Raw genomic sequence first — 20,361 nt, forward strand, 5'->3', positions numbered from 1 at the left:
GGCTCTTATCTTTTAGATAAAAGCCTCTTTTTCAATTATATTTACTATATAAGCCATAGCATCAAAATCGTCTTTAAGCTCAGGTAGATTAACTTTTTTATCATTTCCTTCTACTAAATATCCATTTAAAAGATTTTCATCAAGGCAAATATTTTTTTTATGGTCTATGAAAAATTCTGGATTTGTAATATATAATGCAGCTAAAGCATCCCAAACTACAAGCTCTCTTTGACCAAATTCTTCTAAAAATTCATCAGTTAGTCGAATTAAAGATTTTTTTAGATAATTCATATATATGCTTTTATAAGTCGGATGATCGTTAACCCTATAAGTATGGCTCATACAATTATTTCCTGTAATTATATCGACATTTTTAACTTTATTTAATACATAATTTGTTGAAAGATAATCTATACTTAAATTTAATTCACGCATTGTTTTTTTCTTGAATTTTAGTTCTTCTGTTATTCCACCCATGGCTACAAAAGATTTTATTTTTTTAGGATCTAGGCCAAGTGAAAGTGCCTTTTGAGTATTTGTTGTTGAACCTAATGAAAGTATTGTTATATCTTTATTTTCTTCAACTGCTTTTTTAATGGCAACTCCCCCATCATTAGTGTATAGACCGCCTTTAACCAGTGGAATATCTATAGATAGATCATCAAACATTTTTTTAGTGGACTTATAAGTCATATCTTCGTTGTTATTTCCAAATGTTGTTGTTACAAGTTTTACTTCTATATCTGGATTAGCAATCATATATAAAATTGCAAAAGCATCGTCTAAGTCACAACCCCTAACATCAATAGTACAGTCAGTATCAATTATTACTTTTTTCACTTTTCCTCCAAAATGATTTTATTTCTAATTCTTATATCTATTCTATCATTAATATCATATTCATTCCTTGAATCGACAAATAGGCTATATTTACCATGAATTTTATAGGTATAATAATCTCCCCTATAAATCTTTTCAAGTATTTGATAAGAATTTCCAGCAACTATTTCTATATCGGATTTTTTTATTAACATATTATCAATGATATTATCTTTAAAAATAAATTTAGCAGTTGCTAGATTTTTTGGATTTTCATAAATGTTTCTAGGCTTATCATAGGCAATAAATTTTCCATTTTTTAATATTGCCATCTTGTCAGATACCTCAACAGCTTCATTAATATCATGTGTGACAAACAAAGTCGGTATATCATGCTCTTTTATTATATTAAATGTTTCATTTCTTAAATTTGCTCTTAGACTTTCATCCAAGGCAGAAAAAGGCTCATCTAATAATAGCATATTTGGCTTTACTATAAGACTTCTTATTAGTGAAACTCTTTGCCTCTCTCCTCCAGATATTTGGTTAGGATACTTATCTTTATGATCTATAAGTCCTACAAGGTCTAGATATATATTTGTTTCTTTTTCTATAAAGTCTGATTTTTCACCTTGCATTTTTAAGCCAAAAGCCACATTATCATGGATATTCATGTGAGGAAATAATTCAGCATCCTGAAACATTAAAATAAACTTTCTTTTTCTAATATCTAAAGATTTTATATTATTATCATCAAAAAATACATCGCCATCATAATTATTGATAATTCCAGCAAGGATTTTAAGCAAAGTACTTTTACCAGATCCACTGCGACCTACAATTGATAAAACTTCACCTTTATTTAATTTAAAACTTATCTTATCTAAAATAAGCTTATCATTAAATTTTTTACTTATGTCAATTGCTCTTATATCTGCCATTTTTTTCTCCTGAATATCAATCTAAAAATAAGTTCTACAAACAAAATCAAAAAAATATTTATCAATAAAAATAATATGATTAAAGCTGATGAAATAGCTCTATCTCTTGCTGCAAAGAAAGGAAAAGCAACGGTTATAAAAGTATCGACTAATCCAGATCCTAAAACCAAGGTAATATAATATTGACTAACAGATAAAATAAAGCCCATGATAAAGGCAGTTTTTATAAAAGGTGCCGTAATTGGAATGGCAATATTTTTTATAACATCTTTTTGATTTGCTCCTAGCATATAAGCTGATGATAAAATATTTTCTGAAAGAAATTCAAAACCAGGTTTTATAATTCTAACACAATATGGAATTATATATATCGATTGAATTAAGCCTATAACTATTTTTGAATTTTTTATGCCAATGCTTAATAAAAAAGTTTGCAATCCTAGACCTATTGTTGTTGCAGCAATCAAAAATGGTAAAAAAACCAAAAAATTTATAGCTTTATAGTTTTTATCCTTGTCATAAATTTTTTTTGCTATAGGATAAGCTAATATCAAGGAAAAAACAGAAGATCCTATGCCAATAATAAATGAATTAATAGTACCAGTTCTTAGTTTCATTTCCTTTAATAAATATGAATAACTTCTTAAAGAATAATTTGCCTTAATTAAGTTTGGATAGGGATAATTTTGCCTAAAACTTGTAAAAATAATGTCAATTCCAGCTAAAATTAATAGGATAATATAGATATATAATAAAATTTTAGAGATCTTTTTCATCATTTTTTACTCCAAAAACTAACAACAAAATTACTGATAATAAGCCAATTACAGTTAGTATAATATTTATAGCAAAGGCATTAGGTTTATAAATAAAACTATTCTTAGAAAATTCAACATAAGATTTTATGGCAAGAGTTCTTGGTACCGTTGGCCCAATCAATAGTGGAACTTCATAAGAACTAATAGAAAAATTAAATAAAATTAGGAAAATTTCTAACATTTCTCTTTTAATATAAGGAAAAATTACATAATAAAATTCATTGAAATCGCTAGCTCCTAAATTCTTGGCAACATAGAGCTGATTTATCGAAATCTTTCTATAAATTTCCAAAAATACCATAGCAGCATAAGCTGCTCCTTTGAAGGCATAGGTAAATATAACTCCTACAGCATTCTTATCATAAAACATTTGGTAAAAATCACTGCTATTAGATAAAAGTCCTAAATTATATAAAACTCTTGAAATTATTCCAGTTTGACTAAACAAATTAACAAGACTAATCGCAATAATTATATGAGGGATTATTACAGGTATTTTAAGATAAATGTCAAATATTTTGCTATTAAAGATTCCATAAGATAAAAAAACACCTAATACCAAAGCTATTAAACTAGAAATTACGGATATTTTTAATGAAAAAATTAAACTTTCAATAAAAGTTTTATCGTTAAATATACTAGAATAATAGCTTGTAGTAAAAGTGTTTATGCCAATTTCATCATAAATTCCAAAACTTATAAGTAAAGATTTTCCTAAGCCTATAAGGATTAAGATTATAATTAAAATTAATCCTTGATAGGCTAAGAAACTTTCTAATTTAGAACTTCTTCTTCCCATATCTCTTCAATTAATGGTACTATTTGAGCTGGCATTTCTGGAATCTTGTGTTCATCTAAAATTTTGTTTGATAAAGTTAATTCACCTGTTGGAATTTCATCATACATCTTCTTTTGTTCATCGTTTAATTTATCATAAGAAATGATAGGTAGATCGCCAAGAGTTTCAGGGTAAGCCTTAGAAATTTGTGCTTCTGGTGATAAAATAAAGTTAATTAAAACCATAGCACCAGCCTTATTTTTAGCTCCTTTGCTTATAGCTAAGAAGTGTGTATTAGCAATATTTCCCTTATCAAATACAAATGTTCTTACATTTTCGTCATAAAGTCCATCGGCATAACCTATTGAAGCGTTGTTAGGATTATAGCTCATAGCCATTATTACTTCTCCATCAGCAAACATATTTGCAAGTGTTGGGTTATCTGGTGGGTAAGATTTTCCTTCGTTCCACAAATATGCTTTAAGTTCATTTAGATAATCAATTGTTGGTTTTAGCATTTCTTTTAATTGATCTTTGGTTAAATTTTTATCCATAAAATCTTCATAGCCTTGGATATCAGAGATTATATTTCGAATAAATGCAGAGCCTGTAAAATCTGGTAAAGAAGCGTAGGTGATTTTACCAGGATTAGCTTTTGCAAGCTCTAGTAATTCTTGAGCATTTTTAGGTGGAGTATCTATTTTTGAACTGTCATAAATAAATACAAATTGTGCTCCACCATAAGGAGCTTCCATATTTTCAACAGGCTCACCAAAATCGCTATTAACAGATGAACTATTTTCATCTACATAATCATTATAATTTGGTAGTTGTTTAGTAAATGGTCCATAAAGCATTCCATTTTCTTTAGCATTAGCAAAGTTTTCACCGTTTATCCAAACAACATCTATATTTCCGTCAGTTGAATCTTTTTCTGCAAGCATAAGGTTATTGATCTCATCAATATCCATAGGAACTCTATTTACAGTAACGTCATATTGTTCTTTAACTTTTGGAATTGCATAAGTATCTATCCATTGATTTCTTTTATCATCTCCACCCCAACCGTAGAAGTTTACGCTGGAACCTTTTGCTTTTTCAGCTATTTCTTCAAAGGAAAGATTTGACAAATCATCACTAGATGTTTCATCTGATTTTTCCTCTTTGTTTTCTTCATTTTTTGCAGTATCGTCTGTATTTTCACTAGTTTCAACTTTTGTTTCTTCTTTGGTATCTTTATTGGTATCTACATTTGAATTATTTCCACATCCAGTTAATAATCCTAAACATAAAGCTCCAGTTATAAAGAAATTTTTAATTTTCATTACTTTCTCCCATAATTTTTTCAGTAATGTCTATTGCATTTGTAATACATTTCCCACAAACGCTTGTTAATAAGTTATTTTCTATGGCATAATTCATACCAGAATCCGTATTTACATCGACTTTTAATAAGTCCGCACATTTAGTATTAGCCATTCTTTTTTCAAACTCACTATCAAGCTTAAGTACTTTTTTTATAAGTTCTAATTTTTCCTCCATATCAGTTGATCCATATTTTAAGCCTAAGGCCATATATGATGCTGTTAATGCTCCGCATATATCTGACTTATACATGCCCATCTCAAATGGAGTTGCTATTTTTGCTGCAGTATTTTCGTCCATACCCATAAGGCTTGCAAAATAGCAAAAAACTGTTTGCGAACAATTATAGCCTTTTTTTCCGTACTCTATTAATTTTTCTTCATCCATCAAATCTCCTATAAAATTTTTCTAGCATATTCAAAAAATCATAAGATAAAAACTTATTAATTTTGTTGTAAGTGTCAGCATTTTTGATAAATCTATCTTCTTCATATTGGACTTTTGCCATGGAACACCAAGTTACTCCCCTAAGAGAATTAAACATCAAATATTTATAGAATTTATCATAAGAAATTTTGCGATAATTTTCATAGATTTTTAAAAAATCTAACATTTCATCTTCGGTAAGTATGGTGTCAGTTTTCCAATTAGTGGTTGTTGGAACAAGAAAATGAGCTAAATCTTGCTCGCATTCTCCAATTATTGGCTTTTCCCAATCTATAATTACGGACTTTTCTCCAATAATAAAATTTCTATTATTTAATTCGGTGTTTATTATGCATGGATTTGAAATATTCTCATCTAAGCCAGATTTTTTTGCAAGGTTTAAGAAATATAAAATTTTCTCTTCAACGTTTCTATCTTTTTTTTCAAAGGCTTGATAATGGCTAAACATACTAACAAATTCATCATACATGGCTTGAAAGGGTTTTTTAGCATAAATAAATTTAGAAAAATCAACCTTTAGATTGTGAACTGAGCTTAAAAGCTTAGCTGCAATTTCCATATCCTTACTATAATCAAGTGCTCGACCCTCAACATATTCCATGGTTAAAAAACTTTTAGGTATTAGTCTTCCCATATCGTAATAATCGAAAACTTTTGGTGTAACCTCGGAACTTTCCAGAGTTTTTAGGACATCAAATTCATATTTTAACTGTTTATCAGCTAAATTTATCTGACTAGCTAAGTTAATTCTAATAACTTTATCGTCTAATCTATAATTTAAGTTATATTCACCAGCCCCTAAAAGCTCTACACTATCATCAGAAAATTCACAGGCAACAAGATCTTGCATATTATCTATATCTCTAATTCTAGGAAGTAAATAATATGACTTATTAAAAGATTCAATTTTTTCAATAATATTATTAAGTACTGACTCATTAGAATATTCTATTCCTTTGAAAATATCAAATTTTTCTTTCATCCCTATTAAGCCAAATCCACCATCAAATGTTGGAGAAATAACAAAATCATAATCATCTAGTTTCTTAAAAGCATCAATAATGTGAGAGCTTTCTAAATTTGCTAAATCTGAACCTAAAAGGACGACTTTGTTGGCTCCATCTAAGTGGTCAAAAATAGCATTTCTCATTTTATAACCTAGATCTAAGCCATTTTGCATATGTTTTTTTTCATTTAAAAAATCAATATCTTTAATATCCCCATCATAATAAATTATAAGATCTTTATTTGTAGACTTTATTTTCTCATAATTTTGATTAATTAATGTAAGCATTAATTCATATCTTTCTTTAGGGGATAAAAAATCGCTCATCCTTGTTTTACAGTTATCTAGGTTAGGTGCTTTAGTAAAAAATATTAATTTGTCCATTTTTTCTCTATTAATCTTAAAAAAAATCGCCATAATACTATGGCGATTTAATTTTCTTTTTTTATTTTCCAGCTAATCTCTTGTATGTTTCATATCTTTCATTAGCAGCTTTTTCTGCTTCTTGATATAATTCATCTGCTGTTTCTGGGAATGATCTCTTAAGTGATGAGTATCTAACTTCTCCTTGAATAAATTCTTGGAATGATTCGCTAGGTTCTTTAGAATCTAAAGTAAATGGATTCTTTCCTTCATCAGCTAGTCTTGGATCAAATCTCCATAAGTGCCAGTAACCAGCATCTACTGCTTGTTTTTCTCTATATTGAGATTTGCCCATACCCATTCTAATACCGTGGTTGATACATGGAGCATAAGCTATTACTAGAGATGGTCCATCATAGCTTTCAGCTTCTTTGATTGCTTTTAGAGTTTGATTTTGGTTAGCACCCATAGCAACTTGTGCTACATATACATAACCATAAGATGTCATCATTAATCCTAAATCTTTTTTACGTACTTTCTTACCTGAAGCAGCAAATTGTGCTACTGCTGAAAGTGGTGTAGATTTAGATGATTGTCCACCTGTATTTGAATAAACTTCAGTATCAAATACTAAAATATTGATGTTTTCACCACTAGCAAGAACATGGTCTACTCCACCAAATCCTATATCGTAACTCCAACCGTCACCACCAAAGATCCATAATGATTTTTTGATCATGTAATCTTTTAGGTTTAGAATTTTATTTACCAAATCAGAAGCTTGTTCGTTATCGATTTTTTCATCTTTAAGACTTAAAATCTTTGCTGTTGCTTCTTTAGAAGCTTTAACATCATCTTTTCCATCAATCCACATCTTGAATGCTTCGTTAAATGGTGATTCGATGTTTAGATCTAAGAAATCATTCATGTGATTTTCTAGTAATAGAGCATTAGAATCTGCTGCAAGTTTCATACCATATCCGTATTCTGCTGCATCTTCAAATAGTGAGTTACCCCAAGCTGGACCTTTACCTGTAGCTAGATTTTTAGTATAAGCCATAGATGGTGCACTAGCACCCCAAATTGATGAACAACCAGTAGCATTTGCTATATACATTCTATCACCAAATAATTGAGTAACTAATTTTGCATATGGAGTTTCTCCACAGCCTGCACAAGCACCAGAAAATTCTAGTAATGGTTGTTTGAATTGGCTGCCTTTAAGTGTCATTGGATCCATAACATCTTCTTTGTAACCAACTTCATCGTTTGCAAATATCCAATTATCTTTTTCTTTAGCTATTTCTTCTTCAAAAGGTTTCATTAATAAAGCTTTCTTTGGAGCAGGACAGATATCAGCACAGTTTCCACAACCTGTACAATCAAGTGGTGAAACTTGAATTCTAAATTCATAGCCATCCATACCTTTACCAATAGCTTTTTTGCTTGTAAATCCTTCTGGAGCTTTAGCTTTTTCTTCTTCTGTTATTAAGAATGGTCTAATTACTGCATGAGGACAAACGTATGAACATTGGTTACATTGTATACAATTTTCAATTTGCCATTGTGGAACATTTAGTGCTATACCACGTTTTTCATAAGCAGTTGTTCCTGATGGGAATTCACCATTTTCAAGATCAAGATTTGTAAATGCTGATACTGGGATTTGATCTTCTTTTTGTTCGATCATTGGTTTTAAGATTGTCTTTACAAATTCTGGTAATTCTTTTTCTTCTTTAATAGGATCTGTTGCATTAGCCCAGCTTTCAGGAACTTCTATTTTCTTAGCGGCTGTTAAACCTGAGTCTACGGCTGAGTAGTTCATATTTACAATATCATCGCCCTTATGACCATAAGATTTAACTATAGAATCTTTTAGATACTTAACAGCATCGTCTATTGGAAGTACTTCAGAAAGTTTAAAGAATGCTGCTTGCATGATCATGTTGGTTCTTGAACCAAGTCCTAGTTGTTGAGCTATGTGGCTTGCATCAATTATATAAAAATCAATATTGTGTTTTGCTATATAATTTTTTATACTTGCAGGTAAGTGTTCTTCTAATTCTTCTTCACCCCATACGCAGTTTAGTAGGAATGTTCCTCCGTCTTTTAAGCCAGCAAGAATATCATATTGGTGAACGTAAGCTTGTTTTGAGCAAGAAATAAAGTCTGCTTCATCTAATAAATATGTTGATCTAATTGGAGATTTACCAAATCTTAAGTGTGAAACTGTTAGACCACCAGATTTCTTAGAGTCATAGTCAAAATATCCTTGAGCATACATATCTGTATTGTCACCGATAATTTTGATTGCTTGTTTGTTAGCTCCAACTGTACCATCAGATCCAAAGCCCCAGAATTTACATCTAGATGTACCTTCTTGGCGTACTTTGAAATCTTCTCTTTCTAAAGAAGAATTTGTAACATCATCTGTAATTGCTAGAGTGAAGTTATCTTTTGTATCTTCTTTAGCAAGATTATCAAATACTGCTTTAACATCTGCAGGAATTGTATCTTTACCAGCTAAACCATAAACTCCACCAAATATTTCTGGTGCATTTTCTTTGCCGTAAAATGCTGCTTTAACATCTAAGTATAGAGGTTGTCCTTCAGCACCTTTTTCCTTTGTTCTATCAAGAACAGCAATTTTCTTAACTGTTTTTGGTAGTGCTTTTAGTAAATGTTCATTAGAGAATGGTCTATATAGATGAACTTCAATTAAACCAACTTTGTAGCCATCTTCTAATAGTACATCGATAGTTTCTCTTGCTGCTTGGCAGAATGAACCCATAGCAATAATAACATTTTCTGCATCATCAGCACCGTAGTAATTGAATAATCCGTAGTTTGTACCGATTAGTTCATTTACTTGGTTCATATATTCTTCAACTATTCCAACTATCTCTTCATAAGCTTTGTTAGAAGCAATAGTTCTTTGGAAGAATGTATTTTTCTCAGCTGTACCCATGTGTTTTGGTCTTTCTGGGTTTAGTGAATGATTTTTAAATTCATCTACAGCGTCAAAATCAACCATTTCTTTTAATGTATCGTAGTCCCAAACTTCTATTTTTGAAACTTCATGGCTTGTTCTAAATCCATCGAAGAAGTTAACAAATGGTAGTCTACCTTTGATAGCAGCTGCGTGAGCTACTGGTGATAAGTCCATTACTTCTTGAACAGAGTTTGAGCATAGCATAGCACAACCTGTTTGTCTTGTTGCCATAACATCTGAATGATCGCCATAAATTGAAAGTGCTTGAGTAGCTATAGTTCTAGCTGCAACATGGAATACACCAGGTAATCTTTCGCCAGCAATTTTATACATATTTGGAATCATTAATAATAATCCTTGGCTTGCTGTATATGTAGTAGTAAGTGCTCCTGCTGCAAGTGAACCGTGAACTGCTGCTGCAGCGCCTGCTTCAGATTGCATCTCTTTTACAATAACTTCTCTTCCGAAAACATTCTTTCTGCCATTAGCTGCCCAAACATCTACAGCTTCTGGCATTGGTGAAGATGGGGTAATTGGGTAAATTGTTGCAACATCAGTAAATGCGTATGATACATGAGCTGCAGCTGTATTACCATCCATAGTCTTCATTGCTCTAGTAATTGTCATTTAGACCTCCTAAAATTAATAATAACATTATCGTTAACACTATTTTAAGTATAATTAAAATTGCTTAAAAAGTCAATAGTTAACGAAAAATATGTAAAATTTTTAACATTCTTTTTACTTCTAGATAAAGTCATCTTCTGGCTTTACTAACTCTTTGTGAAATATATTATTTGTCATATATCTTGCAGCATTATAACCAAAATTCTTCTCTCTTTGATTTTTTGCTGCAACCTCAACTATTAAAGCTAAGTTTCTACCAGCTCTAACTGGTACAACAATATGTGGAACAGCTACATCTAGTAATTTAATATAATGATCATCGATACCTAGCCTATCATACTCATAATCTTCTTTCCATTGCTCTAATTCAATAACCAAATCTATTTCCGTAGATTTTTTTACAGAACCTGTTCCATAAAGCCTACGCACATTTACAATACCAAGACCTCTAATTTCCATATAATGGCGTATATTATCAGGAGATGCTCCAGTAAGTTTATTATCAATAGCCACTATGTCTACCATATCATCAGCTACCAATCTATGGCCTCTATTTACTAAATCTAAGGCTGTTTCTGATTTTCCTATTGATGATTTGCCTATAATTAGAACACCTACTCCAAATACTTCTAGCAATTCTCCATGGACATTGCTTCTAGGTGCAAGTTGATATTCTAGCTCATCAGAGATATCTGAAATTAATTTGGTGGTTTTAGCTGGAGATCTTAAAAGAGTTTTATCATAATAATCAGCCAAATCTAGTATATCTTGATTAATTTCTGCGTTATATGAAAAAATGCAAGCTGGTATATCATATGACAAAATCCCCCTAAATCTTTCATATTGGAGTTTACTATCAAGACTTGTAAGATAGGTATATTCAACCGCCCCAATAATCTGTAATCTTTTATAAGGAAATTCCTCCAAATAACCAGTTAACTGAAGACCAGGTCTATTTACATCTGCGCTAGTAAGAGTTATATCGTGATAATCAGATGATTGATGAACTACTTCCAAGCCTAAATTTTCAACTACTGTATGAAGACTTAAACTTCTTATTTCTTTAAGTAGTTTTATTTCTTTTATATTATTTTCTGAAATTTGATTTTCATTTACTTCCATATTTATCTAAAACCTAACCTTTCAGCTTAAAGTATTTATAAATCTCAAGTGCTTGTTTCTTGCCTACCAATGGAACTTCCATAAGTTCTTCTACGCTAGCTTTCTTAATATTCTCAATGCTTTTGAAATGCTTATATAGATTTGTTCTTGTTTTTTCTCCAACACCTTTTATTTGATCAAGTTGGCTATTTTTCATAGTATTGCTCATTAATTTTCTATGATAATTTATAGCAAATCTATGAGCTTCTTCATCAATCTCATAAATTAGTTTATACAAAGGATGACGAGGATTTATTGGAATTTCTACATCTTTATAAATAATTCCTCGTACCTTGTGAAAATCATCTTTGACAAGACCAGCTACTGCAATGTCCAAATTGAGTTTATTAAGAATTTCTTCTGCAGCATTTACTTGACCCTTTCCCCCATCCATCAATATTAGATCAGGAAATTTGCCAAAACCAGTAGTGGTATTTGAATTTTCTCTTTGTTTAAGACCTTGGTTAAATCTTCTACTGATCACTTCTTTTAAAGATTCATAATCATTTGGTCCTTCTACTGTTTTTATTTTAAATTTTCTATATTCTTTTTTTGCTGGGAAACCATCTTCAAAAACAACCATAGATCCAACAGACAAAACCCCGGATGTGTTAGAAATATCATAAGCTTCTATTCGGTTAATCTCTTTTAATCCAAGCATCTCTTTTAGATAATTTACACTTGCATTTTTCTTACGATCTTTTCTTTCTAAGCGTTTTTCATATTTGATTCGCATATCATTGGCATTGGTAAAGGCCATATTGATCAAATCTTTTTTCTTGCCGAGTTTTGGTTTGTGAATATAAACTTTGCTTGCCTTTTTTTGGTTAAGAAATTCGTTAATGGTATCCAAATCATCTGGCTCGCTTTCAATTAATATTTCTTTTGGAACATAGATTATATCAAGATAGAATTGTTTTAAAAACGATGAAAAAATTTCATTATCGCTTTCTCTAAAGTCATTTTTTATTACAAAATGCTCCCTATCTACAATTTTCCCATCTCTCATAAAGAAAACTTGCATAATTATAAGGCTCGAACCCTTGCTCATGGCAACTATATCCATATCTTCTTTAGTAGAATCTGTAACTTTTTGCCTTTGGGCTATAGTTTGTAAAGCCTTATAATAATCTCTATAGATTGCTGCCATTTCAAAGTTTAATTTTCCACTTTCTTCATTCATTTTTAGTGAAATCCAATCTGGGATTTTATTTGATTTATTTTCCAAAAATTCTTTTACATCAAGAATTGCTTGGTCATAAACTTTCTGATCTTCCTTGTCTATGCAAGGTCCATTGCATTTTTTTATAAAATAGTTTAAACAAGGTCTTTTTAATGTTTGACCCTTAGAAAAATCTAAATTACAAGTTCTGAAAGGATAGTAGATATGAAATAAATCAATTGAGTCATTTACTGCATAAGCATCAGGATAAGGCCCAAAATACCAGGCACCATCATCTATAATCTGTCTGACTTTTTGAATTCTTGGAAATTTTTCACTAGTAATTTTTATATAAGGATATTGCTTATCATCACGCAGTACGATGTTATATTTTGGTCTATTTTTCTTTATGAGATTAGACTCAAGGACTAAGGCCTCTACTTCATTTTCAACTATGATATACTCAAAATGGTCAATATGGGAGACCATGGCAAGTACCTTGGCCCCCTTGTTTTTGTTATTGTCGAAATATTGGCGTACTCTTTTTTTAAGAGATATGGCTTTTCCCACATAGATTATTTCATCATCTTTATCTCTCATTATATATACGCCAGGCAAGTCTGGAAGTTCTTTTAGTTTTTCCTTAAGCTCTTTTTTGCTCAAATTTCTTTACAACTCTCTTTCAAATATTCAAGATCAGAGCCTTCTAAGTAAGGACTTAGTAACTCTTGGCATTTTTTATTATAAGAATTTATCCATTCGTATTCTTCATTTGTTAGCATTTCAACTTTTATAGGTCTAGTATCTATTGGCACATATGTTAGGTTTTCAAATTCTAAGAATTTTCCAAATTCATTCTTAAATGCAAATTTAACACGTGCTTGACTTTCTATTCTAATTCCATGACTATTGGCTATATAAAGTCCTGGCTCGATAGATGTAAACATATTTTCTTTAAATTCGATATCTGACCCTTGGGCAATTCTTTGTGGTCCTTCATGAACTGATAAGACATAACCAACTCCATGACCTGTTCCATGGAAGAAATCTTTACCAGCTTTCCACAATGGATATTTGGCAATGGCATCTAGTCTTTGACCAGTTGTTTTATTTTTAAATTTTGCAAGAAATAGATCTATGTGAGATTTTAAAACTAAAGTGTAATCAATTTTTTCAGCTTCGGTTAAATTTCCCAAAGCAATTGTTCTAGTAATATCAGTTGTTCCCTCCATATAATGAGCTCCGGAATCTATTAATACCATTGATTCATTTTTAAAAGTTTTTGATCCTAGTTGTGATGGCTCATAATGAACTATTGCTGCATTGTCTTTATATCCTATGATAGCTTCAAAAGAATCGTCGATAAATCCTTCATTTTCCGCTCTCATTTCGTGTAATTTCTTGCTTGCCACATATTCATTAAGAGTTCCTGTAGAAGCTCCAATTTCTAGCCAATTGAAAAATTTAACCAAAGTAACACCATCTTTGATATAGGCATTTTTGGTATTTTCTATTTCTTTTTGGCTTTTTATGGCTTTCATATTTTCAGTAATATTAATTCCCATAGAAATTTTTACATTAGAATTAATTGAATCATATATTGCTACATTGGTTCTTTCTGGATCTAAGAAAATTCTATTTTTACCTGGAATATTTTTTATTAGAGTAAAGATATGATCATAAGGATAAACATTTATTTCATTTTCTTCCAAGTAAGCTCTTATTTTATCATCGAGTTTATTTTCGTCTATACAAAGACTTACTTTATCTTTGCTTATGAGCATATAAGATAAGGTAACTGGACAATAGTCAATATCATTTCCTCTAATGTTTAATAACCAACAAATATCTTCAATTGCTCCAAGAAAATAATAGTCGTAGCCATTTATTTCCATTAAATCGCGAAGACGATTTATTTTTGACTCATAACTTTCACCAGTGTATTTCTCATCCATAAGCCAAACTTTATCAGTACGAAGAGTTGGTCTATCATGCCATAGTTTAGATATATAATCTAAGTCAGAAATCAAAGTCCTAGCTCCCATAGATTCGCTAAGTTTTTTATATTCTTTTACAGAAAATAAATTACCATTAAAAGCAATTTTGCCAAATTCTGTTACTACGTCATCAAGATATTCTTCAATAGTAGGATAATCTTCATCTCCTATTTTCATAAGTTCAAACTCTGAATTTTCTAATTCACTAGCAGCTTGCAAAAAATATCTAGAATCCGTCCATAATTTTGCTTGATCCATTGTCACAACAGCTGTTCCGGCAGAACCAGTAAATCCAGATATAAATTCTCTTTCTTTGTAATGATCTGGTAAATATTCTGATTGGTGCGGATCAGAAGTTGGTACAATATAAGCTTCGATTTTTCTATCTTTCATTAATTTTCTTAAATTTTCTATTCTTTGGTTAATATTCATAACTTCTCCCTTTTTACATTTATTTTTAAGTAAAAATGTACTTAAAATAACTATACTTAATTGGCAAATATTTTGTAGGAAATCTTTCAATTGATTTTTATATTAAAACAATTATAATATTAACATCGTAAAATAAGAAATTTGAGGTGAAATAGTTTATGAAACTTGGTATAGTAGGTTTGCCAAATGTTGGAAAATCAACTTTATTTAATGCAATAACTAAGGCTGGCGCGCTTATAGCGAACTACCCTTTTGCAACAATTGATCCAAATGTTGGCCTTGTAAATGTTCCTGACTCTAGATTAAAAGTATTAAGTGATATGAGTAATTCAAAAAGAATTGTTCCAGCTGTCATAGAATTTTATGATATTGCTGGTTTGGTTAAGGGAGCTAGCAAGGGCGAAGGTCTAGGAAATAAATTTTTGTCAAATATAAGAGAAACTGACGCAATTGTTGAAGTTTTAAGGTGCTTTGATGATCCAAATGTAACTCACGTTGATGGTTCTGTCGACCCTTTACGTGATATTGAAACTATTGATTTGGAATTAGTTTTTGCCGATTTTGATATGATTGATAAAGTTTTAGAAAAACGTAGAAAAATGGCAAGAAATGACAAGGAAATTTTAAAAGAAGTTGAAGTATTAGATAAGGTTAGAAATGTTTTAGCAAGTGGAAAGTCAGCCAGAAGTCTTGATTTATCAGAAGAAGAAAAGAAATTACTTAAATCTTATCAATTACTATCTTCAAAGCCAATAATCTATGTTTGCAATGTCAATGAAGAAGATGCAGCAAATGATGGTGCTAATAATTCTTATGTAAATGATGTTAGAAAATATGCAAAAAATGAAAATGCTGAAGTATCTGTTGTTTCTGCAAAAATTGAAGAGGAAATTTCTCAATTAGAAAGTGATGAAGAAAAAATTGAATTTCTTTCAATGATTGGTCTTGAAGAATCTGGGACAGATAAAGTTATTAGAGATTCTTATAGAACTTTAAATTTAATCTCATTTTTAACAACTGGAGAAATGGAATCACGCGCTTGGACCATCAAAGCTGGTACAAAAGCTGTCGATGCAGCTGGAAAGATTCACAGTGATATTTCTAGAGGCTTTATTAAAGCAGAAATTGTTTCCTATGATGATTTAGTAAATTCAGGTTCTCTCCTATCTGCTCGTGAAAAAGGACTTCTAAGGATGGAAGGAAAAGATTATATAATGAAAGATGGCGATGTTGTAAACTTCCGCTTTAATGTTTAGGTTAATTATGAAAAAACAAGGAAAATTAATTGTTCACACTGGTTCAATGTTTTCTGGCAAGACCACTTCATTATGGCGTGAACTTTATAGAATGAAAATTGCAAATTATAAAATTGCAGCTTTTAAACCGTCAGTTGATAATAGAGATGATGAAAGAAAAATTGTTTCTCATGATAAGCTAGAGATAGATGCCATCAAAATATCAGACTTAAATGAAATAGTTGATTACGCAGAAAACCATGAACTTGACGCTATTGGAATTGATGAAGTCCAATTTTTCCCAAATGACCCAAGTGAAGTTATAGATATTTTTACAAAGTTGATGAAAAAACGAATTACAATAGTTGTCTCTGGATTGGATATGGATTTTAAAACAAGACCTTTTGAAATAATCAAAGAAATTATGCCAATAGCAGATGAACTTACAAAACACCACGCAATTTGTGCTAGCTGTGGAGAAGATGCTTGGGCTTCTTATAGAAAATCATCTGACGATTCAAGAATTCAAATAGGCTCAAAAGATAAATACGAACCCCTATGTAGAGAATGTTATACAAAGAAAATGAGTGAAAGAGAAAAAACCAAAAATCAAATAGCTATGGAAGATTTAAACCAGTAAATTTAAAAGCAGATGAATTTATTTTTCATCTGCTTTTTATTAACTATTTTCTATGTTTCTAAGATTTTTGTAGTAATTGTAAAAAGTTATAAAGCTTGTAATTGTGATTACTACTATCAAAATAATCTTAAAATCATAAATTTTTAATCCTATTTTAAAAGCTTCTCTTAACTCATAAGCAACCCTATTAAACTTGCCTAGAAAAAATATGATAATCATAGCAAGCTCACCAATTAATAATGGCTTTGGATTTTTAAAATCTTTTAAAACTATAAATAAGAGCATTATGGCAAAGCATACATAAACTACATGCCTTGCGTGTAATCTCATATCAAGCCAGACACTTAGGCTTATTAAGCTTGATGCTAGCGTAAATAGTATGATCGAACTTATGATATATCTGGAAACTTTATCTATAAGCCTCATTAATCTCTAATTGAATATACTAGAGCAATTGGTGTTCCATCTTCTGGAGCATTGTCTTTATCAATGCTATATTCTACAATTTTTGTTTTTTCAACAGAACCAAGTGGATAGTTAGCATTTGAAGTAATTCCAACTGTACAAGAATCTAGACAAGAGATACAACCTGTTTTAAATTCGTTTGAACGATCTAAGTTTCCTGTAAATCTAATATCTAAATCTTTTCCATTAGAATCTTTAACAATTTCATTTACATTTTTACCATCTTCATTTCCAGCCCAATATGCTGTGATGTCAAGGTGTGATCCTTCTGATGTTGTTTCTTCTGCATTTTCTGGTGTCATGTTATTTCCTGCTTCAGCACCAATATCTAATAGTGCTTGGTGGAAATCTGCTGGTGATACATAAGAAATAAATACTGGTTTATCACCAAATTTTCCAGATTCTGAAACTACTAAGTGTCTTGTTGATTCTGTTAAGAATTTGCCGTTAAATGTTGTGTAAATTGTTACAGTTTTATTTTCTTTGTCAACAACTATATTGTTTTCTTTGCTAACGCCTTTGATTTCGTCAGCATTTTCAGTTTCTGTGTTTTCTTCTTCTTTGCTATCTTCTGTTGTAGCTTCTTCGTTGCTTGTATCAGCTTCTGTTGTTTCAGTTGTTTCAGTTTTAGCAGAATCGTCTGTTTTTGCATCCTCTTTTTGGTTACCACAAGCTGTTAAAATAGCTCCCGTTAGGAATAATCCTAAAATTAATGATTTATAATTTTTCATAACTTCTCCTTTAAAATTATATTTCTACAAAGCCATTTTACTTTGAGTTAAAATTTTTTCAATGTTTTTAATTTAAATATAATTTAAATCTATTTATTATTAAGCAAGAACTTTTATGTTTTCTTTTATATAGTCTTTATCAAAAATATTTTCATATGTGTTAAAATAATCATGAATTGAAGCATCTTCATTTGTTACCATAAGTTCCATATCAGTCCCAAAATAGTTTATATCCTCATCCATATTATAAAAACCATTTTTTATATAAAAATTTTTGCGTTTTTTTCTTGTCTTTATGTCAGAAGCATTTTGTTCTTTTGTACTTTCTATTTCTATCATCAAGTCATCATAAGAATCTAAAAGCACATCCAAAGACTTACTTCCAAGTCCTTCTCCCCTATATTCTGGATCAATTGCAAAATATGATAAGAGGTTAATATCATCATTTAAAAAAACAACTGCAAGTCCAGTGTATTGATCATTATGAGCTATCAGATTAATATCTATTAGTTCCTTATTTGCTAATTTGTATAGCTTTTGTATTTCAACCTGTTCATATTCTGGAAAGGCTTCATCATATAAATATTCAAAATAATCTTTAGTTTTTTCATTATTTACCGAAACTAAATCCATAAACTTCCTTTTCTAAAATTTGTAAGCATCAATAAAAGCTAGATCATCATCAGTGAGTTGATACTTACTTTGATCTGTAATTACTTCTGGCCCATCTTCATGAATTATTAACTGGTGTTCAAATTGGCAGCAAGTTGAGCCATCAACCGTTCTTGCTACCCAACCATTATCATCTATTTTACTTTGCCAATTGCCACTGGCAATCATTGGCTCAATGGTAAATACCATTCCTTTTTGAATTCTTGGTCCTCTGTGAGCTTTACCATAATGTGGTACTTGTGGATCTTCATGCATTTCTTTACCTATGCCATGACCTATAAAATCACGGATTACAGAAAAATCATGGTCTACTTCTGCTATCGTTTGTATTCTATTTCCAATATCTCCTATCCTATTACCAGGAATTGCTTCTTTTATGGCTTCATTTAAGGCAAATAGAGTTGTGTCCATAAGTTCTTGATTTCTATCAGAAAGATCTCCTATTTTATATGACCAACAAGAATCAGCCAAGCCACCATTTAGGTTAACTACATTGTCAATTGATACTAAATCTCCATCTTTTAAGATATAATCAGATGGAAAACCGTGGCATATCTCATCGTTTACTGATATACATAAAGTGTATGGAAAATCTCCATAACCCAATTGTGCAGGTATTGCTTTTTTGTGGTCTACTATAAATTTATTGGCAAAGTCATCTAAAGCTTTTGTAGAAATACCTGCTTTTATAACTTTTTTTATTGCTAAATGAGTCTGACATAATATTTCTGCTGCAGCTCTCATCTTTACAAAATCATCTTCAGTATATAATCTAATCATTATTCCCTTCTCTAAGTAAATAAGACGCCAAAGCGTCCTATCTACATTTTTGTCTTTCCTATATAAGTGTATTTTTCTGTTGAGTTTATCTTAGGATTAATATCAAATCCTATTGGCATTGCATAAGCTCTGCTTAATTCATCTATATAGTACATCATAATTCCAGCATCTATAAGGTTAATATAGCCCTTATAATTTTCTATATACAATTGAATTTCATCACCAACAATCAAAAATCTCCATGGTTGAGCATTATTTGTTGACGGTGCAAATTTTGCATAATCAAATATGTTGTTAAGTCCTCTTTGCTTTAATTCTTCGTCAGTAGCTGGTGTATCAAAATCACCAAAGAATACTAATTCTTCTGTTGCAATTCTATCATCATACTTATGTTCTCTAACTTCTGGATTTGCAGGGTAACCCACTGACAAAAGTATATTTATATCTCCTTTTTCGTAGTCAAAAGCAGATTGTTTAATCTTTTCGTCAACTTCACTAACTGTTATCCAACAAGTGCCAAGTCCTATTTTATTAAGATGAGTTATTAGCTCTTCAACTCCATAAGCAGCTTTCACTATTGTAATAGGGTCATTGTTTTTAGCATCAACTGCTATATAAGCTGGTGCTTTAATCATTACTCCTTTATATCCTGCAATACCATTTAATGCATCGTAAACTTTCTTACCATCTGTATTAAAAATAAAGTCAAGATTTTCTTTTCCTAATTTTTTTGATTCTTCATCAACTAAGTCAAATACTTTTTTTGTAATTGTTTCATCAAGTTTTTCATCTTTATACTCTCTAGTAGATGTTCTAGATTTTAAAAAATTTGTTGTAAGCATTATAACCCCCGTATATCTATACTTTACTATTATTTTATCATATTTCTAAATCTTTTTACACAATAAATTAAGTATAAATTAAAACTAT

Annotated in this window: 18 protein-coding genes; 2 read left to right on the plus strand and 16 right to left on the minus strand. The window is 30.5% G+C overall.

From position 1 onward, the window contains the following. Positions 1–12 precede the first annotated feature (12 nt). From GAN53_RS07785 to GAN53_RS07835, 11 genes are all read right to left on the minus strand, one after another. A complete protein-coding gene (locus GAN53_RS07785; protein ID WP_151410538.1) occupies positions 13–840 on the minus strand; it encodes a nucleoside hydrolase in 828 nt (275 codons plus the stop codon). After that, the gene (locus tag GAN53_RS07790; protein ID WP_151410539.1) at positions 837–1,760 is read right to left on the minus strand and encodes an ABC transporter ATP-binding protein; all 924 of its coding nucleotides are present in this window, start codon (positions 1,758–1,760) and stop codon (positions 837–839) included. Before GAN53_RS07790 ends, GAN53_RS07785 begins: the two co-directional genes overlap by 4 nt. Then, positions 1,748–2,539: an ABC transporter permease gene (locus GAN53_RS07795; RefSeq protein ID WP_151410540.1), complete on the minus strand. Its 792-nt coding sequence runs from the start codon at positions 2,537–2,539 to the stop codon at positions 1,748–1,750. The genes GAN53_RS07790 and GAN53_RS07795 overlap by 13 nt, the downstream gene beginning before the upstream one ends. After that, on the minus strand, positions 2,520–3,377 hold the full coding sequence (locus GAN53_RS07800; protein ID WP_151410541.1) for an ABC transporter permease subunit: 858 nt from the start codon (positions 3,375–3,377) through the stop codon (positions 2,520–2,522). Before GAN53_RS07800 ends, GAN53_RS07795 begins: the two co-directional genes overlap by 20 nt. Beyond that, positions 3,353–4,681, minus strand: a complete 1,329-nt coding sequence (locus GAN53_RS07805; RefSeq protein WP_151410542.1) for an ABC transporter substrate-binding protein — start codon at positions 4,679–4,681, stop codon at positions 3,353–3,355. The genes GAN53_RS07800 and GAN53_RS07805 overlap by 25 nt, the downstream gene beginning before the upstream one ends. Next, a complete protein-coding gene (locus GAN53_RS07810; protein ID WP_151410543.1) occupies positions 4,671–5,108 on the minus strand; it encodes a C-GCAxxG-C-C family protein in 438 nt (145 codons plus the stop codon). The genes GAN53_RS07805 and GAN53_RS07810 overlap by 11 nt, the downstream gene beginning before the upstream one ends. Next, positions 5,101–6,558, minus strand: a complete 1,458-nt coding sequence (locus GAN53_RS07815; protein WP_151410544.1) for a TIGR04282 family arsenosugar biosynthesis glycosyltransferase — start codon at positions 6,556–6,558, stop codon at positions 5,101–5,103. Before GAN53_RS07815 ends, GAN53_RS07810 begins: the two co-directional genes overlap by 8 nt. Before the next feature lie 61 nt (positions 6,559–6,619). Next, a complete protein-coding gene (gene nifJ / locus GAN53_RS07820; RefSeq protein WP_151410545.1) occupies positions 6,620–10,156 on the minus strand; it encodes a pyruvate:ferredoxin (flavodoxin) oxidoreductase in 3,537 nt (1,178 codons plus the stop codon). A 120-nt stretch (positions 10,157–10,276) separates the two neighbouring features. Further along, complete coding sequence (hprK, locus tag GAN53_RS07825; RefSeq protein WP_151410546.1) at positions 10,277–11,278, minus strand: HPr(Ser) kinase/phosphatase; 1,002 nt, start codon at positions 11,276–11,278, stop codon at positions 10,277–10,279. A gap of 13 nt (positions 11,279–11,291) precedes the next feature. Beyond that, positions 11,292–13,142, minus strand: coding sequence for an excinuclease ABC subunit UvrC (gene uvrC / locus GAN53_RS07830; RefSeq protein WP_151410547.1), 1,851 nt, complete (start codon positions 13,140–13,142; stop codon positions 11,292–11,294). Then, entirely contained in the window at positions 13,139–14,908 is a 1,770-nt protein-coding gene (locus GAN53_RS07835) for an aminopeptidase P family protein (protein ID WP_151410548.1), read from the minus strand. Before GAN53_RS07835 ends, uvrC begins: the two co-directional genes overlap by 4 nt. 158 nt (positions 14,909–15,066) lie before the next feature. Here GAN53_RS07835 and ychF point away from each other — a divergent pair, with 158 nt between their 5' ends. Next, positions 15,067–16,164: a redox-regulated ATPase YchF gene (gene ychF, locus GAN53_RS07840; RefSeq protein WP_151410549.1), complete on the plus strand. Its 1,098-nt coding sequence runs from the start codon at positions 15,067–15,069 to the stop codon at positions 16,162–16,164. A 7-nt stretch (positions 16,165–16,171) separates the two neighbouring features. Beyond that, a complete protein-coding gene (locus GAN53_RS07845) occupies positions 16,172–16,783 on the plus strand; it encodes a thymidine kinase (protein ID WP_151410550.1) in 612 nt (203 codons plus the stop codon). A 39-nt stretch (positions 16,784–16,822) separates the two neighbouring features. Here GAN53_RS07845 and GAN53_RS07850 read toward each other — a convergent pair whose 3' ends face one another. The 5 genes from GAN53_RS07850 to GAN53_RS07870 form a co-directional block, all read right to left on the minus strand. Then, positions 16,823–17,209 (minus strand): hypothetical protein, encoded by a 387-nt coding sequence (locus tag GAN53_RS07850; protein ID WP_151410551.1) that lies wholly within the window; start codon positions 17,207–17,209, stop codon positions 16,823–16,825. Next, positions 17,209–17,979 carry a YdjY domain-containing protein gene (locus GAN53_RS07855; RefSeq protein ID WP_151410552.1) on the minus strand — a complete coding sequence of 257 codons (771 nt, stop codon included), beginning with the start codon at positions 17,977–17,979 and terminating at the stop codon, positions 17,209–17,211. Before GAN53_RS07855 ends, GAN53_RS07850 begins: the two co-directional genes overlap by 1 nt. 99 nt (positions 17,980–18,078) lie before the next feature. Next, positions 18,079–18,612 (minus strand): GNAT family N-acetyltransferase, encoded by a 534-nt coding sequence (locus GAN53_RS07860; protein WP_151410553.1) that lies wholly within the window; start codon positions 18,610–18,612, stop codon positions 18,079–18,081. A 12-nt stretch (positions 18,613–18,624) separates the two neighbouring features. Further along, entirely contained in the window at positions 18,625–19,431 is an 807-nt protein-coding gene (gene map / locus GAN53_RS07865; protein WP_151410554.1) for a type I methionyl aminopeptidase, read from the minus strand. A gap of 41 nt (positions 19,432–19,472) precedes the next feature. After that, the gene (locus GAN53_RS07870) at positions 19,473–20,273 is read right to left on the minus strand and encodes a nitroreductase family protein (protein ID WP_151410555.1); all 801 of its coding nucleotides are present in this window, start codon (positions 20,271–20,273) and stop codon (positions 19,473–19,475) included. Positions 20,274–20,361: the final 88 nt, after the last annotated feature.

The organism is Anaerococcus sp. Marseille-P9784 (assembly GCF_902500265.1).
GTDB lineage: Bacteria > Bacillota > Clostridia > Tissierellales > Peptoniphilaceae > Anaerococcus.